General features: G+C 62.8%; 25 protein-coding genes and 1 pseudogene. 15 read left to right on the top strand and 11 right to left on the bottom strand.

Going from position 1 to position 25287, the window contains the following annotated elements:
* Positions 1 to 128 precede the first annotated feature (128 nt).
* Together AB4Y81_RS11545 and AB4Y81_RS11540 are read left to right on the top strand one after the other, a co-directional pair.
* Positions 129 to 1442 carry an MFS transporter gene (locus AB4Y81_RS11545; RefSeq protein ID WP_039241137.1) on the top strand — a complete coding sequence of 438 codons (1314 nt, stop codon included), beginning with the start codon at positions 129 to 131 and terminating at the stop codon, positions 1440 to 1442.
* Entirely contained in the window at positions 1439 to 1714 is a 276-nt protein-coding gene (locus tag AB4Y81_RS11540) for a hypothetical protein (RefSeq protein WP_039241135.1), read from the top strand. Before AB4Y81_RS11545 ends, AB4Y81_RS11540 begins: the two co-directional genes overlap by 4 nt.
* On the opposite strand, the gene AB4Y81_RS11535 is transcribed toward AB4Y81_RS11540, so the two are convergent.
* Positions 1700 to 2053 carry a TraR/DksA family transcriptional regulator gene (locus AB4Y81_RS11535; RefSeq protein WP_081623390.1) on the bottom strand — a complete coding sequence of 118 codons (354 nt, stop codon included), beginning with the start codon at positions 2051 to 2053 and terminating at the stop codon, positions 1700 to 1702. The genes AB4Y81_RS11540 and AB4Y81_RS11535 overlap by 15 nt on opposite strands.
* Positions 2054 to 2059: 6 nt before the next feature.
* Positions 2060 to 2542 (bottom strand): pyridoxamine 5'-phosphate oxidase family protein, encoded by a 483-nt coding sequence (locus AB4Y81_RS11530; RefSeq protein WP_441995911.1) that lies wholly within the window; start codon positions 2540 to 2542, stop codon positions 2060 to 2062.
* A gap of 226 nt (positions 2543 to 2768) precedes the next feature.
* On the opposite strand from AB4Y81_RS11530, the gene AB4Y81_RS11525 reads away from it, so the two are divergent.
* On the top strand, positions 2769 to 3221 hold the full coding sequence (locus AB4Y81_RS11525) for a hypothetical protein (RefSeq protein ID WP_441995910.1): 453 nt from the start codon (positions 2769 to 2771) through the stop codon (positions 3219 to 3221).
* On the opposite strand, the gene AB4Y81_RS11520 is transcribed toward AB4Y81_RS11525, so the two are convergent.
* Both AB4Y81_RS11520 and AB4Y81_RS11515 read right to left on the bottom strand, forming a co-directional pair.
* Positions 3218 to 3841, bottom strand: a complete 624-nt coding sequence (locus AB4Y81_RS11520; protein WP_422758608.1) for a dihydrofolate reductase family protein — start codon at positions 3839 to 3841, stop codon at positions 3218 to 3220. The two genes, AB4Y81_RS11525 and AB4Y81_RS11520, sit on opposite strands and share 4 nt — an antisense overlap.
* Positions 3842 to 3937: 96 nt before the next feature.
* The gene (locus AB4Y81_RS11515) at positions 3938 to 4333 is read right to left on the bottom strand and encodes a hypothetical protein (protein ID WP_039241123.1); all 396 of its coding nucleotides are present in this window, start codon (positions 4331 to 4333) and stop codon (positions 3938 to 3940) included.
* 85 nt (positions 4334 to 4418) lie between these two features.
* On the opposite strand from AB4Y81_RS11515, the gene arfB reads away from it, so the two are divergent.
* From arfB to AB4Y81_RS11500, 3 genes are all read left to right on the top strand, one after another.
* Positions 4419 to 4838, top strand: a complete 420-nt coding sequence (gene arfB / locus AB4Y81_RS11510; RefSeq protein ID WP_039241121.1) for an alternative ribosome rescue aminoacyl-tRNA hydrolase ArfB — start codon at positions 4419 to 4421, stop codon at positions 4836 to 4838.
* Positions 4839 to 4885: 47 nt separating this feature from the next.
* Positions 4886 to 5290, top strand: a complete 405-nt coding sequence (locus AB4Y81_RS11505) for a RidA family protein (protein WP_441995907.1) — start codon at positions 4886 to 4888, stop codon at positions 5288 to 5290.
* Between the two features lie 80 nt (positions 5291 to 5370).
* Positions 5371 to 7995, top strand: coding sequence for an ABC transporter (locus AB4Y81_RS11500; protein ID WP_441995906.1), 2625 nt, complete (start codon positions 5371 to 5373; stop codon positions 7993 to 7995).
* A 1-nt stretch (position 7996) separates the two neighbouring features.
* Here the strand turns inward: AB4Y81_RS11500 and AB4Y81_RS11495 are convergent, their stop codons facing one another.
* The 3 genes from AB4Y81_RS11495 to AB4Y81_RS11485 all read right to left on the bottom strand — a co-directional run bounded on the left by AB4Y81_RS11495 (position 7997) and on the right by AB4Y81_RS11485 (position 10445).
* Complete coding sequence (locus tag AB4Y81_RS11495) at positions 7997 to 9745, bottom strand: pyruvate dehydrogenase (RefSeq protein ID WP_039241116.1); 1749 nt, start codon at positions 9743 to 9745, stop codon at positions 7997 to 7999.
* An 87-nt stretch (positions 9746 to 9832) separates the two neighbouring features.
* Positions 9833 to 10195 (bottom strand): DUF3846 domain-containing protein, encoded by a 363-nt coding sequence (locus AB4Y81_RS11490; RefSeq protein ID WP_055976144.1) that lies wholly within the window; start codon positions 10193 to 10195, stop codon positions 9833 to 9835.
* 115 nt (positions 10196 to 10310) lie between these two features.
* Positions 10311 to 10445 carry a hypothetical protein gene (locus AB4Y81_RS11485; RefSeq protein WP_269453333.1) on the bottom strand — a complete coding sequence of 45 codons (135 nt, stop codon included), beginning with the start codon at positions 10443 to 10445 and terminating at the stop codon, positions 10311 to 10313.
* 166 nt (positions 10446 to 10611) lie between these two features.
* Between AB4Y81_RS11485 and ligD the strand changes: the two genes are divergently transcribed.
* Positions 10612 to 11850: a non-homologous end-joining DNA ligase gene (gene ligD / locus AB4Y81_RS11480; RefSeq protein WP_055976147.1), complete on the top strand. Its 1239-nt coding sequence runs from the start codon at positions 10612 to 10614 to the stop codon at positions 11848 to 11850.
* Positions 11851 to 11927: 77 nt separating this feature from the next.
* Positions 11928 to 13130 (top strand): cation:proton antiporter, encoded by a 1203-nt coding sequence (locus AB4Y81_RS11475; RefSeq protein ID WP_441995903.1) that lies wholly within the window; start codon positions 11928 to 11930, stop codon positions 13128 to 13130.
* Between the two features lie 8 nt (positions 13131 to 13138).
* Here AB4Y81_RS11475 and AB4Y81_RS11470 read toward each other — a convergent pair whose 3' ends face one another.
* The 4 genes from AB4Y81_RS11470 to AB4Y81_RS11455 are packed head-to-tail and all read right to left on the bottom strand — an operon-like array spanning position 13139 to position 18130.
* On the bottom strand, positions 13139 to 13345 hold the full coding sequence (locus AB4Y81_RS11470) for a DUF2945 domain-containing protein (RefSeq protein ID WP_193590490.1): 207 nt from the start codon (positions 13343 to 13345) through the stop codon (positions 13139 to 13141).
* Positions 13336 to 14391 (bottom strand): NAD-dependent epimerase/dehydratase family protein, encoded by a 1056-nt coding sequence (locus AB4Y81_RS11465; protein WP_441995902.1) that lies wholly within the window; start codon positions 14389 to 14391, stop codon positions 13336 to 13338. The genes AB4Y81_RS11470 and AB4Y81_RS11465 overlap by 10 nt, the downstream gene beginning before the upstream one ends.
* The gene (locus AB4Y81_RS11460; RefSeq protein ID WP_441995901.1) at positions 14388 to 17084 is read right to left on the bottom strand and encodes an alpha/beta fold hydrolase; all 2697 of its coding nucleotides are present in this window, start codon (positions 17082 to 17084) and stop codon (positions 14388 to 14390) included. Before AB4Y81_RS11460 ends, AB4Y81_RS11465 begins: the two co-directional genes overlap by 4 nt.
* On the bottom strand, positions 17078 to 18130 hold the full coding sequence (locus AB4Y81_RS11455; protein WP_189075630.1) for a 3-oxoacyl-ACP synthase III: 1053 nt from the start codon (positions 18128 to 18130) through the stop codon (positions 17078 to 17080). The genes AB4Y81_RS11460 and AB4Y81_RS11455 overlap by 7 nt, the downstream gene beginning before the upstream one ends.
* Before the next feature lie 170 nt (positions 18131 to 18300).
* Between AB4Y81_RS11455 and AB4Y81_RS11450 the strand changes: the two genes are divergently transcribed.
* From AB4Y81_RS11450 to AB4Y81_RS11420, 7 genes and pseudogenes are all read left to right on the top strand, one after another.
* Positions 18301 to 19113 carry a hydrolase gene (locus AB4Y81_RS11450; protein ID WP_189075631.1) on the top strand — a complete coding sequence of 271 codons (813 nt, stop codon included), beginning with the start codon at positions 18301 to 18303 and terminating at the stop codon, positions 19111 to 19113.
* Between the two features lie 140 nt (positions 19114 to 19253).
* Positions 19254 to 20276, top strand: coding sequence for a LacI family DNA-binding transcriptional regulator (locus AB4Y81_RS11445; protein ID WP_039241106.1), 1023 nt, complete (start codon positions 19254 to 19256; stop codon positions 20274 to 20276).
* A 118-nt stretch (positions 20277 to 20394) separates the two neighbouring features.
* The gene (locus AB4Y81_RS11440) at positions 20395 to 21630 is read left to right on the top strand and encodes a sugar ABC transporter substrate-binding protein (RefSeq protein WP_189075632.1); all 1236 of its coding nucleotides are present in this window, start codon (positions 20395 to 20397) and stop codon (positions 21628 to 21630) included.
* A gap of 10 nt (positions 21631 to 21640) precedes the next feature.
* Positions 21641 to 22627 (top strand): carbohydrate ABC transporter permease, encoded by a 987-nt coding sequence (locus AB4Y81_RS11435; protein ID WP_064723333.1) that lies wholly within the window; start codon positions 21641 to 21643, stop codon positions 22625 to 22627.
* Between the two features lie 7 nt (positions 22628 to 22634).
* On the top strand, positions 22635 to 23489 hold the full coding sequence (locus AB4Y81_RS11430; RefSeq protein ID WP_039241100.1) for a carbohydrate ABC transporter permease: 855 nt from the start codon (positions 22635 to 22637) through the stop codon (positions 23487 to 23489).
* 32 nt (positions 23490 to 23521) lie between these two features.
* Positions 23522 to 24295 carry a ThuA domain-containing protein gene (locus AB4Y81_RS11425; RefSeq protein ID WP_441995898.1) on the top strand — a complete coding sequence of 258 codons (774 nt, stop codon included), beginning with the start codon at positions 23522 to 23524 and terminating at the stop codon, positions 24293 to 24295.
* A pseudogene (locus tag AB4Y81_RS11420) lies at positions 24292 to 25236 on the top strand (Gfo/Idh/MocA family protein); the annotation flags it as partial. The gene AB4Y81_RS11425 and the pseudogene AB4Y81_RS11420, both read left to right, overlap by 4 nt.
* Between the last annotated feature and the right edge of the window lie 51 nt (positions 25237 to 25287).

Below are 25287 nucleotides of genomic sequence, written 5' to 3'. Positions count from 1 at the left end.
CAAACCTTTCCAACGGCTTCGGCCCGGATCCCCGCCTCGCACGGGAATCCGGGCCGCTTCTGTCAGCGGCCGAAAGCTGACTGCAGACGGATCTGGCGGAGCGAAGCAAACGGGGCGAGAATAGGCACGTGGCCCCTCCACGCGCCCGCGGGACCGGCGACACCCTGAACCAGGACGCCCGCAAAATCCAGCGCGTCTACCTCACATTGACGCTCGGCAATACGGTTGCGGCGTCTTTCATCTGGGGCATCAATACCCTGTTCCTGCTTGATGCCGGGCTGAGCAACCTTGAGGCCTTCGCCGCCAATGCTTTCTTCACAGCCGGCATGGTCCTCTTCGAAATACCCACTGGCGTAGTGGCCGATGGCTGGGGACGGCGCACGTCGTTCCTTCTGGGGACCGTCACGCTGGCGGCATCCACCTACTTGTACTACCTTCTGTGGCAGATCTCGGGTGCTTTCTGGATGTGGGCTGTGGTCTCCGTCCTCCTGGGCCTGGGATTCACGTTCTTCTCCGGGGCCGTTGAGGCATGGCTTGTTGATGCCCTTCGTTTCTCCGGCTATGAAGGCGGACTTGAATCCGTACTTGGCCGGGGCCAGATGGTCCAGGGCGTGGCGATGCTTCTGGGTTCCGTGGCCGGCGGCGTGATCGCCCAGGCCACCAACCTTGGGGTGCCGTTCCTGCTCCGCGTCGCGGTGCTGCTTGCCATGTTCGCCGTCGCCTTCGGGCTCATGCACGACGTCGGCTTCTCACCGGAGCGTTCGACGCACCCGCTACGGGCTACCCGCGCCGTACTGACGGCGTCGATCGAGAACGGGCTGAAAAACCCGCCCGTACGATTCGTGATGCTGGCCGCGCCCTTCAGTGCCGGCGTCGGCATCTATGTCTTTTATGCGTTGCAGCCCTATCTTCTTGACCTCTTCGGCGACCCGCAGGCCTATTCAATCGCCGGTCTTGCCGCCGCGATCGTGGCCGGCTCGCAAATCCTTGGCGGTTGGTTGGCACCTCACGCCCGGAGCCTTTTCCACAAACGCACTTCTGTACTGATCCTGGGCGGGACGGGTGGCTGCGTGATCCTGCTGGTCTTAGGGATCACCCACAGTTTTTGGATCGCCTTGGTACTGTTGGCGCTATGGGGCGTGGTGGGATCTGCCGTCACCCCGGTCCGGCAGGCGTACGTGAACGACATGATCCCTTCCAAACAGCGGGCAACTGTCCTCAGCTTCGATTCTCTGATGGGCTCCAGCGGTGGCGTCGTCATTCAGCCATTGTTGGGCCGTGGCGCAGACCTGTACGGATATCCGGCGTCGCTGGCCATGGCCGGAGTCATCGAACTGCTTTCCGTGCCGTTCCTGCTGGCGAGCCGCAAGCAGGGCGCAGCGGCAGACCGGTCCAGCACTCCCGATTCCAACCCGAACAATGAAAGCGCGGACACTACGTGATCTCACTGCACCAGGACGCCCAAGGCTTCATCCGCATGAAGCGGCACTTCCCATCAAGCGTTACTGTGGCCATCGAGTTCACCGACGGAACTCGGGAAATCTTCGCGGCGAGCCGACTCAACGGGATCTTTGATGAGGCGTTGACGGCCTACAGGGCTGGAAACCACCTCGACGCCAAGGGCTTCAAGCGCGGGCCCGTCAAAAAGCAGCAACAGGGAATCGAATTTGTCCAGGTCTCGCCGGGAATGGGCCAACCGCTACCTTCGCCCTGAGGCATGGTCAACGCAGAACGGCGTCCATGGCCTGGCTTCAAGCCGGCCTTCCGGGATGTCCACCCCACAGACTTCACAGCGGCCATAGGTGCCGGCGGCGATCCTCGCCAGGGCCGCATCGATGTGCTGGAGGCCCTCCTTGCTTTGGTCAAGGAGGGCGGACGCCTGCGACAGCTCGAAGGCTATGGTGCTGCCCTCCGGATCATGTTCGTCGTCCACATTGGAGTCCTGGCGGGCGGCATTGACCGACGTGATGTCGCTCCGGAGATCTGAGAGCAGCAATAGCCTGCGTTCTCGTTCTTGCTCAAGGACAAGCCGGAACCGTTCCGCGTCAACCATGTCGGCTCACAGTTCCACGGTGTCACTTTCGCCCACGCTGAAGCGTGAGTTGGTTACTTTAGACTTGACCCACTGGAGTACCGTGGCTGCGGTACCACCGGGGCTGGTCCAGTATTCAGCGGAACCTGAATCCACGTGCAGGAGGCAAACCTCGGGAGTGTCAGGGCCGTCAGGGAACCACGCCTCCACAACCTGGTTCCAGAGCTCATGAATTTTTGCGCGGTCCGTGACAACCTCGGCAGTTCCGGCGACGGAGACCCACTCCGTATTCTTGCCGAAGGAAACGTTGACGCGGGAATCCCGGCGTATGTGGGCAACCTGGGAGGTGCCCAGTCCTGTGAAGAACCACATGTCGCCGTCGTCCTTGACGTCCTGGACAGCCAGCGGCCGGCTGACCAATGCGCCTTCTTCATTGATGGTGGTCAACATCCCGATCCTGGAATCGTTGATGATGCCGGTGACTTTGCTGATGCCCTGCTCTTCAGTCATATTCCGCTTCACTTCCTTTTCCTCCGGGGACTTTCCCCACTCGGACAGCCTATTAGTAAGTTTCCTTATTTACTAGGCGGCCGTGTAAAAGCCGGCACGGAGAACAAGGAAGGGGACTTCTTGGGAATCATGACGGCGCCCCATCCGTTCTGTTGATAAGAGGCGTGCCGACCGCAAGCCTGCCCGGCATCGGGCGAACATCGTACGAGGAAGTTTGGGGACTGCCATGATGTTGAATGAAACCATTGCCCACCTCCGTGCCGCGCACCTAATGGTCCGGGACGCCGAGGAATGGGACGCCTTGTCGACAGCCCTCACGGAGGCCTACAGCGCCAACGATGAAGACCTCATAGAGCAGCTCCAGTCCCCGTTTCTGCAATCATGGCGGACAGTCACGCGGTATGTCCTCCGAGACACCTTCGACAACGCCGGCATCTCTGTTACCGAGCCCAACGCCCCATGGGGAATCGCGATTCTGACTTCACGCGGAGTGACTGCCGAACCCGTTCTCTGCACAAAGGCGCCGACAGGACGCCACAGCGCTTTCGAAGCGCCGGCCAGTCCGGTCGCCGGGGCTCTCTCAGGCCTGCGCCTGATGACATTCCCGGAGACCATGGACCACTACGCCGAGTCCTTAAGGCCTTTGTTCAGCGAACTGGATGCCCGGCAGGTCGGTTAGCCTCCACCACCTCTGCCGAGTGGAGTATCGATAACGCGGGGAACGTACTCCAACATTTGAAGCCGGCCATCAAACGTCCGGCTCTCCACCATGTCCAAAGCAACATCCGGGTAGCCGTCGTAGATCCGCTCGCGGCCGGTCTTGCCAGTGATCACCGGGAAGACCACCAGACGGTATCTGTCCACCAACCCGGCTGACAGCAAGGATCTGCACAGACTCAAACTGCCCAGGGTGCTTAAGGTGCCGGTACGTGTCTGCTTCATTTCCCTTACCGCTTCCACGGCGTCCCCGGAGACGAGTTCGGAATTCGGCCAGGCCAAGGGCTCTTTCAAGGTGGAGGAGAAAATGACCTTGGGCACGGCCGCCAGGCCCGCCAGGCTGTCGCCTTCTTCCTTGGAAAATCCGGAGTCCGCCTCGCCGGCCTGCCCGGACATGCCCGACATGAGCCGGTAGGTATTCGCTCCCATGAGAGTGGTGACGTCCTTCTTGGCCTCTTCATCGAGCCAGGCAAGGTATTCCGGACCCTCAAGGCCCCACCATCCCGGCCACCCCTCGGCCGAGGCATAGCCGTCCAGGGAGATAATCAGATCCACCAGCAGGGTTGCAGTGTGATCGCTCATGGCAGTCCTCCCGGTACGGCGGTCAACGAAAGCACGCGAACGAAAGCCCGCGCGCAAATGCTAGCCCCGCGCCGGACAGCTGTTCAAGGGGGAACGCTAAAGCGCCACCAGCACGAGTCCTCCGAGCGTGCTGACAATTCCAATGCCCGTGAGGATCCACCCCAGAATCAACACTGTATGGTCGAACCGCGGCGGCTCCAGCGAGCACCGTGAAGGATGGCAGGCATCGTAGTGAACCACCACGGGACCGGAATCAACCCCGCCCTCCGTGGCCGCAACGTCCAGCAGGACCTTCCGCTCCTCCTGGTCCTGGTCCATCCACTGCAGCCCCAGGTAGCCTCCAGCAGCGAACCGCTCGCCGTCGGCAGTGACCCATGTGCACCGGCGTCGGGCGATGATCCATGCCCAGACCAGCAAGGGCACGCCGGGGACGAACCCCACCCACGTCATCATCTCCAGGATGGGGCCCAGAAAATCCACGGGCCCGGTCATGACTCGATCCTAGAGGCGGCAAGTGAACATCGGGTATTCGGCGGGGTGGAAGTCCGGCCCCGGGCAGACGTGCAAGGCTTGTTCCATGGACCTGGAAATCTCCCCATCCCTGACGATTCCTTCGTGGGAGCTGAGCTGGCGGTTCTCGCGTTCTTCAGGGCCGGGCGGCCAGCACGTCAACACCACTGACACCCGGGCCGAGCTGACGTGGGATGTTGCTGCTTCTGCTACTTTGACCGACGAGCAGCGGCAGTTACTGCTCAAAAGCCTGGCAAAGCGTCTCGTGGCCGGCGCTGTTACTGTTACCGCTTCCGAGGACAGATCACAGTTGCGGAACCGTGAGCTCGCGCTCGCCAAGCTGGCCGGGCTCATCAGGGCTGGATTGGTTCCCGCGACGGTCCGGCGTGCGTCCAAGCCCACCCGCGGTTCGGCACGCCGTCACCGGGTGGCCAAAGAGCACCGATCCGCAACCAAGCAACAACGACGGCGGCCTGCCGCAGATTAGTGCGAACTCCCCTGTTGGTGAACGGATCCTGGTGGGACCATACAGTCATGGCACCCATACAGCGCATCCGTCCCGAGGGGCTTGTCTCAAGCCCGGCCTTCAGCCACGTTGCCGTGGTTCCGCCGAGCGCGACCACCATCTACATCGGTGGGCAGAACGCCGTTGACGCCAGTGGAAGGCTCATTGGCGAAGGGGACGCGGCCATCCAGTCCGCGCACGCCCTCGACAATGCTGAAACCGCCCTGCAAGCGGCAGGTGCCAGCCTTGGTGATGTCATCCAGTGGAATGTCCTGTTCGTTGAAGGAGCCGACCTCGCGGCAGGATACGGGACAATTGCGTCCAGGCTTGCCTCAGACGAACCACCCTTGGTGACCGCGGCCTTTGTCGCCGGGCTGGGTGTACCCGGCGCCTTGGTTGAGATCAGCGCTGTGGCCGCCATCGAGCGCGACTAAGACCGGCGGCCGGCTATGCCCCCGGCTGCGCCCCAGGCCGCATGGGCCACACAGTCCGTCAGGCCGATAGAGTCGTACCAATGGACAGTAAACTGACAATCGCCAGCGGGACCGAAGCCGCCCAACCGCCCCTGAACTCCGGCGACCTTGACGGTGGTTTCGTCCAGGTGCGCGGAGCCAAGGAGAACAACCTCCGCAACGTGGACGTCGATGTTCCCCGCGACGCTATCGTGGCCTTCACTGGAGTGTCGGGATCCGGAAAGTCCTCCTTGGCTTTCGGCACAATCTTCGCCGAGGCCCAGCGACGCTATTTCGAATCCGTCGCCCCCTACGCCCGACGCTTGATTCAACAGGGCCACAACCCCAAGGTTGAGTCAATCACGGGGCTGCCGCCCGCCGTCGCGCTTCAACAACGCAGGGGAACGGCAACCGCCCGGTCAAGCGTCGGCACGCTGACAACACTGTCCAACTCGCTGCGGATGCTCTTCTCACGTGCAGGCAGGTACCCGGAAGGGGCAAGCCAGCTCGACTCCGACGCTTTCTCTCCGAACACGGCCGCCGGCGCCTGCCCCGAATGCCACGGCCTGGGCGTCGCCCACACCGTAAGCGAGGAATCCCTCGTCCCCGATACGTCCCTGAGCATCAGGGACGGTGCCATCGCAGCGTGGCCAGGAGCCTGGCAGGGCAAGAATCTCCGCGACATCCTCAGCCACTTGGGATACGACGTCGATACGCCGTGGAAGAAGCTCCCCAAAAAGGACCGCGACTGGATCCTCTTCACCGACGAACAACCGGTGGTGGAAGTGACGCCGCAAAGGGATCGTGTGGCCAAGCCGTACAAGGGCCGTTTCTGGAGCGCGAAAAGCTACGTCCTGCACACCCTCGCGGATTCCAAGAGCAGCACCATGCGAGACCGCGTACTTCGTTTCATGGAGACGGGACGGTGTCCCATGTGCGGAGGCAGCGGACTCAGGCCGGAGGCGTTGGCGGTAACTTTCGCAGGCAAGACCATCGCCGAACTCAACGCGTTGCCGATGACCGAACTGGCCCGTCTGATCCGTCCCATCACGGAGGCCACCTCGGCCAGCACAGCATCCCGTACCCAGACCTCCGGCGAGACCAACGAGGTAGCAATCGCCATAACCCGCGATCTCCTCAACCGCATCACCGTGCTGCTGGATCTGGGCCTGGGGTACCTCGCCTTGGGCCGTCCGACGCCCACCCTCTCCCCCGGCGAAATGCAACGCCTCCGGATCGCCACACAGCTCCGCTCCGGCCTTTTCGGCGTGATCTACGTCCTGGACGAGCCCTCCGCAGGCCTCCACCCGGCCGATGCCGAACCGCTCCTCGCCGTGCTGGACACGCTCAAAAGCTCCGGTAATTCGGTGTTTGTGGTCGAACACAACATGGACTTCGTTCGCGCCGCTGACTGGTTGGTGGACGTGGGGCCGCACGCCGGCGAAGGAGGTGGCCAGATACTTTACAGTGGCCCTGTGGCGGGGCTGGAGGCCGTGGCGGATTCCGTCACCCGCCCGTTCCTTTTCCCTGACGGCGCCAGCGGCGACCGAGCCAAAGAAGCGGCCGACGACGGCCATGTCGCCACCGGGACCGGACACACGCCCCGGGAAGCAAAGGAAGCCCGGGCAGCCAGGGAAACCACCAACTGGCTGCAGCTCAAGAACGTCCACCGGCACAATCTGCGGAACCTGGACGTGGATTTCCCGCTGGGCGTGATGACGGCGGTAACGGGCGTCTCGGGATCCGGGAAGTCCACCCTGGTCAGCCGGGTACTCGCAGACGTGGTGGGCGCCGGGCTCCATCCGGAGTCACCCGGCGACGCCAGTGCTGGTGGCATCGAAAACCTGGCCGTGGACGCCGGGGCCGCGGACGCGCCGGCATTGGTGTCAGGCCTTCACCAGCTCGACCGGCTGGTCCAGGTCGACCAAAAACCCATCGGCCGGACCCCGCGTTCCAACCTGGCCACCTATACCGGGCTGTTCGATGGGGTCCGGAAGGAATTCGCGGCCACCGACGACGCACGCGCCCGCGGCTTCGGAGCCGGCCGGTTCTCTTTCAACGTAGCTGGTGGCCGCTGCGAAACCTGCCAAGGCGAAGGGTTCGTGGCGGTGGAGCTCCTGTTCCTCCCCGGCAGTTACGGCCCGTGCCCGGAATGCCACGGTTCGCGGTTCAACCCCGAAACACTCGAGGTCACCTACCGTGGGAAGAACATCGCCGACGTCCTGGGCATGACCGTCAATGCCGCAGCTGCCTTCTTGTCCGATCTGCCGTCCGTGTCCCGCAGCCTGCAGACCCTCAAGGAAGTTGGCTTGGGATACCTGCGGTTGGGTCAGCCCGCAACGGAACTCTCCGGCGGTGAAGCCCAACGCATCAAACTGGCCACCGAGCTCCAACGCGTCCAACGCGGCCACACCCTGTACCTGTTGGATGAGCCCACCACCGGCCTGCATCCCGCCGACGTCCAACTCTTGATGGCGCAGCTTCACAGACTGGTCGATGCCGGCAACACGGTAGTGGTGGTCGAACACGAGATGGACGTGGTGGTCGGGGCGGATTGGGTCATCGACTTGGGCCCCGGGGGCGGCGACGCCGGCGGGGAGATCATGATCGCAGGGCCGCCGGCCGTCGTCGCGCGTTCCACTTCGGGACGCACGGCACCCTACCTCGCCGCCGCCCTGGGCCAATAGGCTAACGCCGGGGAATGTTCCGGAGATTGCTGCGTGCCATGCTCACAGCTTCTCCGGCGCCCCGGTTCAGGACCACCTTGGACATGGCCGTGGCGAATCCAATGACCTGGGATCCGGAAATCTTCGGCGGAATGGACAGCGCATTGGGGTCGGTGATGAGTTCCACCAAGGCTGGCCCGGGATGGGCGAACGCGGCGCGGTAGGCACCTTCAATGTCGGCGGGGTCCGTGACCCGCACGGCGTGGAAGCCCAGGGCCTTGGCCACCGCGGCATAATTGGCGTCGGGAACATCCACGCCGAAGTCCGGCAGCCCATCCACCAGCATCTCCAGCTTCACCATGCCCAAGGTGGAGTTATTGAACACAACCACCTTCACAGGCAACTGGTGTGCGGCCACGGTCACGAGCTCGCCGAGAAGCATTGAAAGGCCTCCGTCACCGGAGACAGACACCACCTGTCGCTCCGGATAGGCCACCTGGGCGCCGATGGCATGCGGAAGCGCGTTGGCCATGGACCCATGGAGGTAGGAGCCGATGAGGCGACGGGTCCCCAGGGGATTGATGTAGCGCGCCGTCCAGACGTTGCACATGCCGGTATCGGCGGTGAAAACCGCGTCTTCGGCCGCTACCTGGTCCAGGAGCGAAGCGGCATATTCCGGGTGGATGGGTTGTTTCTTTTCCACTTTGCGGGTGTAGGCCCCCACCGCCTTGTTCATCAGGCGATCGTGCTTCTTGAGCATCTGGTCGAGGAAGCGGCGGTTCTTCTTGGGCCGGACCAGTGGCAGGAGGGCGTTCAGGGTGGGCAGCACGTCACCGTGAACGGCAATGTCGACGTCGGTGCGTCGCCCCAGGCGCTGCGCCGCCCGGTCCACTTGGGCTGTCCGGGTGTCCGGAAGGAACTGGTCGTACGGGAAGTCCGTCCCGAGAAGGATCAACAGATCCGCGTCCTCGATGCCTTCCGCCGCAGCTCCGTAACCCAGCAAGCCCGTCATGCCGATATCGAATGGGTTGTCGTACTGGACAAAGTCCTTGCCCCGCAACGAGTGCCCAATGGGCGCGTTGATCAGCTCAGCCAGTGAGATCAATTCGTCGTGGGCGCCCGCAACGCCTGCTCCGGCGAAAATGGCCACCTTTCCGGCGTCGTTAATGGCATCCGCCAGCTCTCGGACACTTGCCTGGTCAGGCACCAGACTGGCGGGACGGAACGTCGCCGGAAGGGGCGTCGGTGCTGCCGCCTCAAGATCTGCAATGTCGCCGGGAAGCGTCACGACGGCCACTCCCCCCAAGCCAACCGCATTCTGGATGGCGCTATGCATGACACGTGGAGCTTGCTCGGGGGTGCTGATGAGCTCGGAGTACACGGAGCACTCGTTGAAGAGCCGGTCCGGGTGGGTCTCCTGGAAGAAGCCGCTGCCAATCTGCCTGCTCGGAATATGTGACGCAATGGCCAGGACCGGAGCGCCGGTGCGGTTGGCGTCGTACAGGCCGTTGATCAGGTGAAGGTTGCCTGGACCACAAGATCCTGCGCAGACGGCCAGCTTTCCCGTTAGTTGCGCTTCAGCCGCAGCAGCAAATGCAGCCGCCTCCTCGTGGCGGACGTGGATCCAGTCAATGCCCCCGTTTTTCGAGCCGCCTGTCTGACGGACAGCGTCAACAATTGGATTGAGGCTGTCGCCCACGATTCCATAAATCCGCTGCACGCCCGCAGCTTGGAGTTGTTCAATGAGTTGGGTGGCAAGTTCTTTGGCCATGCTGTGCAAGCTCCCTCAATTGTGGTGGTGGGCTGACATGGCCAATATAGTCGGCCAGCCTCATCAACGCCTGGGAGCAGGTCCGGCCTACGCCGCCAGCCGGACCTCGAACAGGCGCTCCGCCAGGCCCACGAGGTAGTCGGGGACGTCCTCCTCCAATCCCCCGGTTCCGTGTCCCAGGAACACGGCATTGCCGCTGACGGTGCCTTCCAAGGACGTGCCCGCTTCACGCATCAGGACCTCTGCACGCGGATTCAGGGGCAAAGGAATATGAATTGCCTGGTCGTTCAGAAGGACATGCCAGCCTTGCCCGTCTATTGCTTCAACATTTCCTTCGACGATTGACTGGCACGCTTCCACTGTTTGTCCGATTTCCTCCAGGCGAACCCGCTCACCCAGGCGGGCAGGCACAATCAAGGCAACTATCTTTGGCAAAATCTGGTTTTCCATTGCTGCAACTCTCAATTCCAAGCGACAGTAACTGTTCTCTATGAAGCCCGCCGAGGGTTGGTGGCACCTGCTAACGGCCGAGGCCCCACGCCATTGTGGGCGGCCTCGGCACGGCTTATCGTTGGTTTTTCCTGGGCTTGGAAAAGACGGTGTCGCTTGATTCAGCCTTTGCCCGCTTTTCCGCACGCTTTTCCAGAATGGTCTTGCCCTGCTTTTTCATTTTTGCACCATTGGGTGATTTACCGGACATTTCCATCTCCTTTCCATCTCCTTGTTCTTTGCTTATGGCAACACCATACCTACTTATATTTTTAAAGCCAGTCCGCGGATTATCCCTACGCAGCAGACAGCCAAGGTTTCGATTTTTCCTTCCCCGTGCTCTGGTTGGATCCGATGTTCATTGCTAGCGTGACCGCATGAGCCCCTCCAAGACACCGGCGGAGATACTCGACATTGGCGGCGCCGAAGTCCGTATCTCCAACCCGGACAAAGTGGTCTTTCGCGAGCCAGGGTTGAGCAAGCTCGATCTTGTCCGCTATTACCTGGACGTTGCCGAAGGTGCACTCCGAGGGGCTGCCGGCAGGCCGATGGTGCTGAAGCGCTTCCCAAAAGGCATTGACGAGGAGCCTTTCTTCCAAAAACGGGTCCCGGAGAACCACCCCGGCTTCATCGACACTGCAACGCTGCACTATTCATCCGGGACGTCTGCGGAGGAGACCGTCATACGTGATGCCGCGGGCCTGGCGTGGGTGGTCAACCTGGGGTGCCTGGACCTCAACCCGCACCCGGTCAGGGCAGAAGACCTGGAACACCCAGACGAACTCCGTGTCGATCTCGATCCCATGCCTGGGGTGGATTGGTCGCAGATAGTGGACACCGCGTATGTTGCGCGTGAGGTGCTCGGCGATGTCGGGCTGGTTGGCTGGCCCAAGACAAGCGGTTCACGCGGACTTCACATCCTGGTCCGGATTGCGCCCCGATGGACCTTCAGGGACGTTCGGTTGGCCGCCGAGACCCTCGCACGCGAGGTGGAGAACCGGGCGCCAGGGCTCGCCACCGCAAGGTGGTGGAAGGAAGAACGGGGTGAGAGCGTCTTCGTGGACTTCAACCAAAATGCCAAGGACCGAACGGTGGCATCCGCCTACTCCATCCGGTCGCGGCCTGACGCCCGGGTCTCCATGCCGCTCACTTGGGATGAAGTCCGCTCCGCGCGCCCGGAACAGTTCACGGTACTAACTGTTCCGGAACGATTCGCCGCGATAGGTGATCCGCATTCCGGAATCGATGACGCGGCCGGCTCGCTGGACGGGCTGCTTGCCTTGGCCGCAGAACTCGGCCCGGCTGAGAAGGCACCGCGTGCCGGTGATGGTTCCGGCCGACGGACATCCTCAATGCCTCTGATCGAGGTAGCGCGGACCAAGACCAAGCCTGAAGCGCTTAAAGCCCTCGAGCAATGGAAGGAACTTCACGAAGGCGTCGTTCCCAAACTGCATCCGGCAGACGTTCTGATCGACGGCATGCGCGGATCGAGCTCGCTGTGGTACCGGGTCCGGGTCAACCTGCAGCACGTTCCGGAACCGGACCGTCCCCCACAGCAGGAGCTTATTGCCGATTACGACCCCTGGGCCGGCCGGGAATGGCCCGGAAAACCCTGACACGCCACGTCCCACGGTGGGAGTAGAGCTGTGCGCCAACATCACCCGAAGCGGTCCGGAAATCGAAGGGACCCGTGATGCAAAGCTTGTCCGTGTCCCTGGTCCTCATCGCGGCCACGGCCGTCGCAGCACCCCTCGCCGCACGCTTCGTGGAGCGCGCGGTGAAAGTGCCAATCGTGGTTTTCGAGATCGTCCTTGGCATGCTCCTCGGACCCAGCCTGCTGGGTTGGGTCCAGTCCACCCAGTTCACGGATACTTTGGCCGACTTCGGGCTGGCCATGCTGTTCTTCGTCGCCGGCAACGAAATCGACTTCAGGGCGATACGCGGCCGTCCCCTTGGCCGGGCTTCCGCCGGCTGGGTCATCTCCCTGGCGGCCGGCGTGGCTGCCGGCTTTGCTCTGACGTCCGCCGCCGAGCCGGCGGTGATTATCGGCGTCGCGCTCTGTTCCACCGCGTTGGGCACCCTGCTGCCCATCCTGCGGGACGCCGGCCAGGCGAAGACGCCGACTGGCATCGCCGTCACCGCTTTGGGGGCCGTGGGCGAGTTTGGCCCTCTGGTCGCCATCTCGCTCTTCTTCAGCGGCAGGCAGCTGGGAGCAGCATCCGCAGTGCTTCTTGGATTCGTTCTCCTGACGGCAGCAGCGATATTCCTGGCCTCGCGCTCACGGCACGTACTGTTCCATTCGCACATCACCCGGACGCTCCACACCAGCGGACAGTTCGCCGTACGGTCCATCATGCTTATCCTCAGCTTGTTGGTGGTCCTAAGTACGCTGCTGGGTCTTGACATGTTGCTGGGGGCTTTCGCGGCGGGGGTGCTGTGGAAAATTGCCATCGCCCGGGCGCCGGAAGCGGAGCGGACCGTCATCGAGAGGAAAGTCGACGCGATCGCCTTCGGGTTACTGGTCCCGGTCTTCTTTATCGACACGGGCATTGACTTCGAGCTGGCTTCCTTGACGTCGAGTCCCCTGGCCTTGGCGATGGTTCCGTTGTTCCTCGGCTTGCTCCTCCTGGTCCGTGGATTGCCGTGCGTGCTGGCAGCGCCGGTGGGCGCCACGGCGGCCGCGAAGCGCGCGATCGTTCTTTTTGGTGCCACGGGTTTGCCGGTCATCGTGGCTGTCACGGCCATTGGCAGGGATCACGATCTGATCTCCAGTGGCATCGCATCAGCGTTGGTCGGCGCAGGAATGCTCTCCGTCCTGCTGTTTCCGTTGCTGGCTCTTCGCCAGCTTCAGGGCACCTCATTGCCACGGCCGGCCCCGGAGAAAGAGAAACCCTGACCGTCGGGCTATTGCACCTCGGTGAGCGCGGAACCCTTATGGGCCGCCCGCGCTCCGGTTTTGTCCGATTCCACCACGTATTGCGGCTCGTCTTCGCTGGCACGGTGGGTGTTGCCATCCAGCTGGAAGTCGCTGGTCTTCTTTTCAATGATTTTGCCGTGTGTCTTGCCCTGGGGAGTGTTCCACTCAACGTGGGTTCCAGCTTTCAGTGCCATGTCAGCCCTTTCGGTAGAGGTTCAGCGTCCTGTCCAAGGCGGCGCTCCCGCAGCTGCCCTGCTTGCAGCCCCGCCCCTCCCTGCCCGTAATACTCCGCAAGCCTGGCCAACCCCTCGTCGAGGGACACCTCCGGCGACCAATCGAGGAGCCGGCGGGTTTCACGCTGGTCAAACCAGTGGGCTGTTGAAAGCTGCTCGGCAAGGAACCTGGTCATGGGAGGTTCCTCCTTACGGGCTGCCCACGTCCACAGTTTCTCAACCACGGCTCCTGCCGCCCTCGCTGCAACACCCGGCACTGTCCACGACGGCGCCTGCACGCCACCCGCAGCACAGATCCCTGCCAGCAGCTCGCCGATGGGTCGCGGCTCACCGTTGCTGACCACCACGGCCCTGCCATGAACAGCATCCATCCGGTGCAGGGCGGCAACAATCGCAGACGCAGCATTGTGCACGTAGGTAGTGTCGATCAGGGCTGCACCGGCATCCAGGAGGGGCAAGCGGTTGCTATTGGCCCGCGCCAGGACGCGCTCCACCAGCTGCGTATCGCCGGGACCCCACACAATGTGTGGCCGGACGGCGGCAACCCGGAAGCCCGGAGAATCCGCGGCCAAGGCAAGCAGCTCTGCTTCCCCCTTGGTGCGTGAGTAGTGACCGTGGGCGCCCTGGGGGTCAGCCGGTTCGGCACCGAGACCGGCGATCGCCTGCCCGGAGTTCGCAACCGACGGAGAAGAGACAAACACGGTGTCCCCCACTCCGGCCGCCCGCGCGGCGTCAATCAGACGCTGGGTTCCTTCGACGTTGATGGCATGGAAGTCCTCGGCACGGCCGGCGAACGAGACCTTGGCAGCCAGGTGGATGATCCCTTCCGTGCCGTCCACGGCGCGCATGACGGCGGATCCATCCGTCACAGATCCGCAAACATCCGCAGCGCCGACAACTCCGGAAGGCCGTCTCTGGAAGGTGGTCACGTCATGGCCCTGCCGGACCAGCAAGCGGGCTACTTCGCCCCCGAGCAGCCCGCTGGCACCGGTGACAAGGACCCTCATGGCGTTCCCGGACGGCCGCCGGCCAGGACGCGCGAAGCCCATCGGGCCAAGCGGGCCCTGTCGATCTTCGCGTTGTGCCGGATATCGGTCGGCTGGGCAGGTACCGCCAGGACGGCCGACACCTGGACGCCGGCATCATGCGCCGCGCGCCTGACGTGGCCGGCAAGCTGCGGCGTGGCCGGACCCGCTTTGCGGACAGGCGGGACAGTTTCGACGACGGCGGCAACAGCCTGGGTGCCGACCGGCCCCACTCCCACGATCGCAGCCAGGCGGATGCTATCCAACCGTTCAATGGCTTGCTCAGCGCCCACCGGTGTCACCACAGCGCCGGGCGCGGTCACGACGTGGGCGAGGCGGCCTTCCACCCAAAGCCGCCCAACGGCGTCGAAATGGCCTACGTCACCGGTGCGGTGCCATCCAGCAGGATTGACGCTCACCTGCTGGGTGAGCCAAAGCCTGTCATAGGCTTCCTTGACATGCGGCGCGCTCACCAGGATTTCGCCGGTTACGCCCGGGCTTGTGACGGGAACCGACCCGGACGCCGTACCGTCCGCTTCCAAGGGGATGATCGCCAAGCGGGCACCCTGCACCGGCGTTCCGACGCACACGCCGTTCCCGGCACCGGGAACAGATCCGGCTGCCGCTTCCGCTTCTGCCGCCTGGATTTCCTCGAGGCTGATGTCCGTGACCGGGAGTGCCTCCGTCATGCCATAGGGGGTGTGCAACGACGCTCCCGGCAGGATCTTCTGCACGTCAACAAGCAATGGTTCGGGCACCGGCGCCCCGGCGGACAAGAGCAAGCTGACACGGCCCAACGCCGCACGCCCTGTTTCGTCCAAGGCGTCGCCGGTGGCCACGACATTGTGGAGGGCCGCAGGCGCGGCGAAGACCACCGTAGCGTCGATGGCAGTCACAGCATCAGCCAAGGCCCGCGCCGTCAGGGTCCGGGGGGCCGTAACATCCATGTCCGGAGTGACGGAAACCGCGCCAAGCGCCGGGCCCAAGAGGGCAAACGGTGCGAACCCCGCAACGAGCCGGGACCCTTCCTTGATGCCGAACGTCCCGGCTACGGTATCCCGCATTGCCGTCAATTGGCGGTGCGTGTAGAGGACCCCTTTCGCGGGGCCGGTGGAACCGGAGGTGAAAAGCACTGCGGCCGGCGCATCGGGATCGCTTGATTCCGGTGATTGTGCTGCCGGTCTCGCGGCTCCCCGCCGCATTAGGGCGTCCAGTGAGGTTTCCACCCCGAAGGTACGACGCCGCACGGCCGGCAGGTCACGCACGCTGATCCGCCGTCCGGGCCACCCGAGCAGCGATGCCGCGAGCAGGGCCTTGTCGATACCGACGATGAAGTCCGCGGTTGCACCCTTCACCGCCCGGCTCAGGCCTTTGGTTCCCAGACCCGCATCAGCAACCACTACCACGGCGCCGAGGCGCAAACAGGCATACAGGGTGACCGTGAGATCCACACCGGGAGGGACCATCAGGCTCACGCGACTTCCCTTACCGACGCCCATGTCCCGCAGTCCTGCCTCGAGGTCCAGGATGTTCCGGTGCAGCTGGTGCCATGTCAGCGAGCGGCTGACAGTGCCGTCCGGACCCATTTCGGCCACAGCAGTTTCTGCACTGGCCGTTCCCGTTGCCAACACGTCAACAGAATCCCAGAACGGACGGAACCGGGGCGGGCCGTTCCCCTCGGCACTTTGCTGGCCTGGGTCGGGCAGGCTTGAGTGGCTGGAAAGGGCCTGTTGGCTGGAAGGGGTCGGTGCATTCCCGGCGAGCCACTGAAAGAGTGGTGACGCAATGTCCCGATCCTCGGCCACCAGGTGGCCGGCACCTTCAAAGCGGTGCACATCCGCGTGCGCGAGCCGGTCGATGAGGTCCTTGAGGTACCTGTCGGAGAAGATGGGATCCCTTGGGCCCCACATCATGAGCGCCGGGACCTTCAGGCCACGGAGGCCCTCCGCGATACTCTGCAGAGCCGGGAAACTGGGGTGCGTTGCATCTACCGGGATGTCGGCTACGAAGTTACCTACCCCGGCCCGTCGTTGCACGCCACGATAGGGCGCCATGTAGGCCTTGCGAATATCGGCAGCCAGTGGTGGGTGCGCGAGGGAATGGGTGACACGCAAAAAGGCGTCCGATGTCGTGGTTCCCCAACGGTGCACCGCAGGGTGCAAAGCGAGGCGAAGTGCCGGCGGGATGGGCGAACCGGACGGCTGATGGACCGCGGTATTCGTCAGGACCACGCCGGCCAGCTGTTCCTGGTGCGCCAGCGCCCAGCCGAGGCTGATCACTCCACCCCAGTCGTGACCTACTGTCGTGACCGGTCCTTGGAGCTCCAAGGCATCGCTCAAATCGCCAAGATCGTTGATCCGGTCCTGCAAGCGGCGGAAGGTGCCGGTTCGCTCGGAAAACCCCATGTCCAGTTGATCAACAGCCACTACCCGCCACGGATGGGCCGGGTTGGATCCGGCAGACAACAGAGTCCGCCACAAATAGGACCAGGTTGGGTTGCCATGAACGCACAGCAGCGTGCCAATGGGGGTCAGTCCCCGTCTGGCAAGCTGGGCACCGTTGTCCAGAATGTGCCAGCGCCGCGTGGTGCCGGGAGCATCCACTGCCGACGTTGACATGACGTCGATCGACCGGGACCATGCAGGATCCACGCCTGGCCAGCTGGTGGCTACCAAACGATCTCCACCATCCCCGCATTGAGGCCGGAACCCACACCCATGCACAAGATCCGGTCACCGGAATTCAGCGACTGGGCCTCAGCAGCGAGGGTCATGGGGAGGGAGGCAGGGCCAACGTTGCCCCAGTGCGGGAAGGTGATGGGGACTTTGTCCGGGTCGAGATCAATGGCATTGATGATGGCCTGCGTATAGGCATTGCTGACCTGATGGGTCACGTAGCGGTCCATGGCAGCCCAGTCCCAGTCGGGCATGGCCTCGTGCCAGGCATCCACCACCAGTTGAAGGCCGCCGTCAAGCAGGCCCTTCGTATCGGTGCTCATGCCGTCAATGCCGCCCACACACAATTCGTGGTGTTCGGTGCCGGCCCTCATCACTCCGCCCACCAGCCGATGCGCACCCGGGTGCTCGTTCGCGGGGCCGAGGACAGCGGCGGCGGCGCCGGATCCCAGTGTCAGGGTGGCGAATTCGCGGTTGAAATCGTCCCGGGTGGTCTCCGGCCGCTGCAGGCGTGCCAAGGTAGCTTCCTGGGTACTTTGGGCATCTTCACCATTGACGATCACGGCGTACTTAATCTGGCCGGAGTCGATCATGTTGGCCGCAAGGATCAAGCCGTTCACGAAACCCAGGCAGGCATTGGCCAGGTCAAAGTTCATGGCCGACGACGGCAGGCCCAGCTCGTGGTGGATCTTCACGGCAACAGAGGGTTCCAGGTTGCGCCTTGTCACCGAGGTGTTGATGAGCAGGCCGACTTCGGAAGCTTCGACGCCGGCCTCGGCCAAGGCTTTTGCCCCGGCATCCACTGCTGCATCGTCGAAGGACGTACCGGCTGCCCACCACCTTCGATGCGTCACTCCGGCCACGCGCTCAAGCAACCGCGGCGGAAACTTCAGCCGTTTCAGCGTGGCAGCCAACCTATGGTCGAAATCCGTCGAACTCACAATTCTGGGAGCTTCAACACTGCTCACCGAGAGCAATGCGGTATTGCTGTGCCGGAAGGTTGCATTCCCTGCCAAGTCGAGCCCCTGTTCGTTTCCGTCTTGCATTCTTGCGGTGACTGTACCCATCGATGCAAGCCCAAGACATTAACTATGCAGGTGAAAACCCCGTCGCGCATATTTGGCACCCGTTTTCATGCGTGACGATCCCCACGGCGCCCCTTCCACGAGGACTTTCTGCTGGCATAGTGTGGGCAGACGCCCAGGGAGGAGAAGCCATGTTGATCTGCGCAGCGTGCGCTGTCGAACGCGAGGAACCCGTACCCGATCTGTGCCCGATCTGCACCGACGAACGGCAATACGTGCCCGAAGCCGGACAGCAGTGGCTTTCCCTGGAGGGGCTGGCCACTGCCGGCCAGCAAGCAGTCTTGGTAGATAACGAACCAGGACTAATGGGAATCAGAACGCAACCGAAAGTCGGTATCGGCCAGACGGCCCAACTCGTCGTGACTCCCGCCGGTTCGCTGTTGTGGGATCCACCCGGATACCTGGACGACCACGCGGTGAACATGGTCCTGGGACGCGGGCCGGTCCTGGCGGTCGCGGCCAGCCATCCGCATATGTACGGAGTACAGGTGGAATGGTCACAACGGCTGGGCGGAATTCCGGTTCTGGTGCCAGAAGCGGATAGGGAGTGGCTGGGACGCCAGGATCCCGCGGTCTCCTTCTGGTCCGGAACGTTCGACATTGCCGACGGGCTGACACTCCACCAAACCGGAGGCCATTTTCGCGGCAGCGCCGTGGTGCACTGGGCAGCCGGGGCCGAAGGTCGAGGAGTCCTGCTGACCGGCGACAGTGTCTTTCCCAATCCGGACCGCCGATCCGTTTCCTTCATGCGGAGCTACCCCAACCACTTGCCGCTGTCAGGTTCTGTGGCGTTGCGGATCGCCGCCCAGCTGGACGAACTGACCTTTGACCGGATCTACGGCAACTTCAACAACGTCATCCGGTCCGACGCAAAAGCTGTTCTTCGGAACTCCGCCGCGCGGCATGCCGCATGGGCGCGGGGTGACTTTGACCACCTGAGCTGACAACGCGGTTGCACCAAAGCATTGCAGGAATGATGTGTCGCATGTCATACTTTTTTCGATACGCATCGACGATACGTATCGACAACATCATTTTTGTTCACTGCACATCACCGTTCAACAGAGCTTGAGGAGGCCTGGCAATGCCCACCAGCAAGGACGTTGCCCAGGCCGCCGGCGTTGCGCAGAGTACGGTGTCGTACGTCCTGAGCGGCAAGCGCCCCATATCCGAAAAGACCCGGAAAAAAGTCGAAGCTGCCATCGAAGAGCTGACGTACCAGCCGAACGCCGGGGCCCGCGCTTTGGCCGGGCGCAGGACGCGCGTGATCGGGTTGGTCATCCCCTTCATTCCAGAGCTGGAAATGGCTTCCCTCATGGAATTCGTTTCCGTGATTGCCTCAACAGCAAGGCAGTTCGATCACGACATCCTGCTGGTCACCGAGGACGAAGGCGCTGCAGGACTCCGCAGGGTGGTGGGCCAGCAGATCTGTGACGGCTTGATCCTGATGCAGGTGGAGGACGAGGACGAACGGCTTCCCGTAGCGAGGACACTCAATGTCCCCGTGCTGCTCATCGGCATCCCCCGGGATCCCTCCGGACTGGTCTGCATCGATGCAGATTTCGAGATGGCAGGCAGCCAATGCGTCCGTGACCTGGCAGCCGCAGGACACTCAGTCATCTCGATCATCGAATGGCAGCCGGCGGTCGTCAATCGCCACGTGAACTACGTTGACCGGTTCATGCGCGGAGTTGACCGAGCAGCCGAATCCGTGGGGGTGTCCGTACAGCACTTACCGGGAGGGGCTGACGTAGCAACCATCACGGATTCCGTGGACAAAGCGCTAGCTGCCACGAAAGGTGTGCCGGCCTTCATTGCGCCTGACCGCACCATCCAGGACATCCTCCGCCGCGCACTGGCAGCGCGTGGCCTAACGCCCGGCAAGGACGTTTCCATCATCGGCAGCGCTTCTCCCACCCTTGCCGAACTGCAGCCCGTGCCACTTTCAACCATCGATCTGCGCCCGAAGGAAGTATCACGGCGCGCTGTACAAATTATTTGCGAACTCCTCGAAACCGGAACTCCGGGACCACACGAATCCCTGGAATTGGTACCCACGGTGGTTACGCACCGTGGCAGCACGCTCCGTCCACCCCACGGCAGCTAGCATTTCCCCGTATTAACCCTGCCCCATTCCAGTATCAACAACTTTATCGATACGCATCGTCGATACGCATCGATGATGCCGCAACTACCTTGATCACCCGAAGAAAAAGGAACAGACAATGAAGTCAGCACATAGGAAAACCCGCCCCACCGCCCTGGCCGTCGCTGCCTTGGTCGGATTGCCGCTTGCCCTCTCCGGCTGCGGTTCCTCCTCCGCAGCATCATCCTCGGAAGCCGTCACCGAGGTCTCGGTCATGGACTACTACAACAACGAACCGGACAAGTCATTCATCGGCGACGCCCTCACTGCTTGTGGTACCAAAGCAGGGGTCACCATCAAGCGTGAGACCGTCCCCGGCAAATCACTCATATCCAAAGTGCTCCAGCAGTCGTCGTCCAAGACCCTGCCGGATGTACTGATGCTGGATAACCCTGATTTGCAGCAGATAGCCGCGACGGGTGCCCTGGCTCCCTTGTCGGACTTCAAGATCAGTACCGACAACTTTGCCGAAGGCGTCCTGAGTGCCGGAACGTACAAGGACAAGGTCTACGGACTGGCTCCCACAGTGAACACGATCGCCCTGTTCTACAACAAGGACATTCTGGACAAGGCCGGCGTTACGCCTCCCACCACCTGGGACGAACTCAAGGCCGCCGCGGCGAAACTCACCGCGGGAGACCAGTACGGGCTGGCCTTCAACGCCAACCCCACCTACGAGGGCACCTGGCAGTTCCTTCCGGTCATGTGGTCCAACGGCGGCGACGAGAAGAAGATCGACACCAAGGAGACGGAGCAGGCGCTCCAGCTGTGGACCGACCTGGTCAAGAGCGGCTCAGTATCGTCATCGGCACTGAACTGGACCCAGGCGGATGTGAAGGACCAGTTCATGGCAGGAAAGGCGGCCATGATGGTCAACGGTCCGTGGCAGATCCCGGCCCTGGACAAGCAGCCAACCCTGCAATACGGCGTCGTGAAGATCCCCGTCCGTGAAGCCGGGCAGACCGCGGTTGCCCCTCTCGGCGGTGAAGTATGGACCGTGCCCCAGACAGGAAACAAAGCCCGCCAAGCCAAGGCTGCCGAAGTGGTTGCCTGCCTGAACAGCGACGAGAACCAGTTGGCAATGGCCAAGGTCCGTAACACGATTCCGTCCAAGACCACCTTGGCCGACAAGTTCGCCAGCGAAAATCCCAAGCTCGCAACGTTTACTGAACTGATCAAGACAGCCCGCGCACGAACCGGAGAACTCGGCCAAGAATGGCCGGCTCAAGCCACCAAGATCTACACCGCCATCCAAACCGCACTGACCGGCAATGCCTCCCCCGCTGATGCCCTCAAGCAAGCCCAGGGCCAGTAAGCAGCCGGCCATGTCATTGACAACGGATGTATCTGAAACAACGGGACTCCCCCCGGGGAGCCCGCCCAAGGAGCACTCTCGGGTGACCCCACGGGGTCCGCGGCGGTTTGGCCGCCAACGCAAGGAACGTATTTTCCAGTGGCTGTTCCTCGTACCCGCCGTCATCTACATGGCACTGTTCTTCGGCTACCCCGTGGTCAAGAACGTCGTCATGAGTTTCCAGGACTACACCACGGCCACGTTCTTCACAGGAGAAGCCCCGTGGGTGGGGTTCGCCAACTACGTGACGGTACTGTCGTCGTCGTTATTCTCCACGTCGTTGCTGAATACCGCACTGTTCACCATCGGCTCCATCCTTGGGCAGTTCGTGATCGGGCTCGCATTGGCGATCTTCTTCCAGCGCAAGTTTCCGCTCAACGGCATCCTGAGGTCCCTGCTTCTTCTCCCCTGGCTGCTGCCGCTGATTGTCTCCAGCGCCGTGTGGCGCTGGATCCTGGACAAAGACAGCGGAGCACTGAACCGCTTCCTGGGAGACATCGGCATCATTGATACCGGCGTTCCATGGCTGACCAGTACGTCACTGGCCCTGGTTGCAGTGGTGGGTGTGAATATCTGGATTGGTATCCCGTTCAACCTGACCATTCTTTACGGAGGTCTTCAGGAGATCCCGGATGAGCTCTACGAGGCCGGATCCCTTGATGGTGCCACCGGATGGAAATCGTTCCGGCACATCACCTGGCCCATGCTCCGCCCGGTGGTCAGCGTGGTCTTGGTACTGGGGGTCGTGTACACACTCAAGGTGCTGGACATCATCCTGGGCCTGACCAACGGGGGCCCGGCCAACTCCACCCAAACCATCGCCACGCAGTCCTACGATCTGTCCTTCCACGAGTTCAAGTTCGGTGAAGGTGCGGCTTTGGGCAACGTGCTGGTAATCATTTCCCTGGTCTTCGCGGTCTTGTACCTGCGGGCCAGCCGACGCGCCGTGGACGAGTGAGGACCCCATGACAACCGCACTGCATGCACCCATACGCCGCAAGGCAGCAAGCACCCCGGGCCGCAGGAACTGGGGCTACACGGCGCTGGCCCTGTTCTTCCTGGCCATCATGCTCTTCCCCGTGTACTGGATGGTCAACGCTTCGCTCCAGCCCAACGGCACCACCCTGGAGACCTCCTGGATCCCGTTGAAACCCGATTTCACCGGCTACGCCACGGCCATCAGCGAACAGGCAGGGAACCTCGGGACGAGCCTGATCATCTCGCTGGGCAGCGTGGCATTAAGCCTTGCCATCGCGGCCCCGGCCGCGTACGCCTTGGCCTATTTCAAAGTCCGCGGCGCCGGAATAGTCCTTTTCGCGATCCTGATCAGCCAGATGATTCCGGGGATCGTGGTGGCCAACGCCCTGTACACCGCGTACAACGACCTCGGTTTGCTCAACTCCATCCCCGGCCTGATACTCGCGGATTCGGCGCACGGCATTCCCTTCGCGATCCTCATTATCCGCGCCTTCATGAACGGCATGCCGTCCTCGGTGATCGAAGCGGCAAGGGTGGACGGCGCCGGACATCTACGGGCGTTCTGGTCGATCGTCCTTCCGCTGAGCCGAAACTCGCTGATTACCGCGGGCCTGTTCACGTTCCTGTTCGCCTGGAGCGATTTCCTGTTCGCCCTCACCCTGACCACCACGGAGGCCGTCCGGCCGGTCACGTTGGGCATCTTCCAGTACATCGGCGCGTATGTGAACGACTGGAGTTCGGTCATGGCGACGGCGGTACTCGCCTCCATCCCGGCCATCGTCCTTTTGGTCGCGGCCCAGAAATACATCGCCGCGGGGACCACCGGCGGCGCGGTCAAGTAGACCGCCCCTCATCACTAACAAGGAGCATCACCATGTCTGACATCAAGCCCATCCGCGTCACCGTGTGGAGCGAGAACCGGCACGAGAAGCGCGACGAACTGGTCGCGAAGCTCTACCCCGAGGGAATGCACGGCGCCATCAAGGCAGGTATCGAGGAGAACCTGGGCTCCGACGTCGAGGTCCGGACAGCGACGCTGGACGAAGCGGAACACGGCCTCACCGAGGAAGTCCTCGCCAACACCGACGTCCTCACCTGGTGGGGACACATGTCTCACGCAGACGTCGAGGATGAAATCGTCGAACGCGTTCACCGGCACGTCCTGGCTGGCATGGGGCTGATCGTGCTGCACTCGGGCCACTGGTCCAAGATCTTCACCAAGCTCATGGGGACTTCCTGCACCCTGCGTTGGCGCTCCGAGCAGGACCGTGAACTCGTGTGGACCGTCGACCCCACCCACCCCATCGCCAAGGGAATTCCGCACCCCATCGAGATACCCCAGCAGGAAATGTATGGCGAGTTCTTCGACATCCCCACGCCCGAAGAACTCGTGTTCATCAGCTCGTTCAGCGGCGGCGAAGTATTCCGTTCCGGGTGCACGTTCCGTCGGGGCCACGGCAAGATCTTCTTCTTCAGCCCCGGTGACCAGGACTACCCCGTCTACCACCACAAGGACATCCGAAAGGTAATCGCCAACGCCGTCGAATGGGCCGTCACCGATCGCCCGGAACGCGCCGTCCCGGAACTGCTCCGCTACGACACCAACGACTTCTTCAACGGCAAGAGCTACCAGGGAGCCAACGCGTGAACACCCCCTTTGCCACCATCCCAGACGACGGGAACCGCCTTCGCGTCATCGTTGTCGGCGCCGGAGGGATGGGCCAGGCATGGCTCCGTACCTTGGAGGAATCGCCACTGGTGGAGCTCGTCGGCATCGTTGACCTGGACCTTGAAGCCGCGCGTGCGGCTGCCGCGTCATTGGGCCGTCCCGACCTCCCGGTCGGTGCGCGCACCGCGCAGTTGGCGTCCGACGTCGGCGCCCAGGCAGTCATCAACGTCACCGTCCCGGCGGCCCATCACCCGGTCACCACCGAAGCGCTGGCTGCCGGACTGCCGGTCCTCGGCGAAAAGCCCGTGGCGTCCACCGTGGCGCAGGGTCTTTCCCTGGCAGCAGCCGCGGAATTGCATGGCCAGTTGTTCATGGTCAGCCAGTCACGCCGCTACAACAAGTACCTGTTTGAGGCCAAGCATCTGTCATCGTCCGTGGGGCCGGTCGGCATCGTCTCAGCCGAGTTCTTCAAGGCACCGCACTTCGGCGGGTTCCGTGACGCGATGGACCATCCGCTCCTGCTCGACATGGCCATCCACCAGTTCGACATGGCCCGCTTCCTCCTCGACGCCGATCCCGTTTCGGTGTTCTGCGAGGAATACAACCCTTCCTGGAGCTGGTATCGCGGCGATGCCGGGGCCACCGCCATCTTCGAAATGAGTGGCGGCGAGCGTTTCGTGTTCACCGGCAGCTGGTGCAGCCCGGGACAGGAAACGTCCTGGAACGCCTCGTGGCGCATCAGCGGCGAACACGGAACTGTGCTCTGGGACGGTGACACGCAACCAACTTCCTCGCTTCCCGGCACCTTCGAACCAAAACAGGATCCGGGACAGGAAATCGCTGGCTCATTGCGCGACTTCGTCTCTGCTGTCCGCACTGGAAGCAACCCCATGGGACGCGTCCACCGGAACATCATGAGCGACGGCGGCAGGTCGCCGTCGTGCGTCGACGGCAGCTCGCCAGATGCGTTG

The sequence above is a fragment of the Paenarthrobacter sp. TAF1 genome, from assembly GCF_052113825.1.
Taxonomy (GTDB): domain Bacteria; phylum Actinomycetota; class Actinomycetes; order Actinomycetales; family Micrococcaceae; genus Arthrobacter; species Arthrobacter nicotinovorans.
This window is presented reverse-complemented; position numbering and strand designations above follow the sequence as displayed.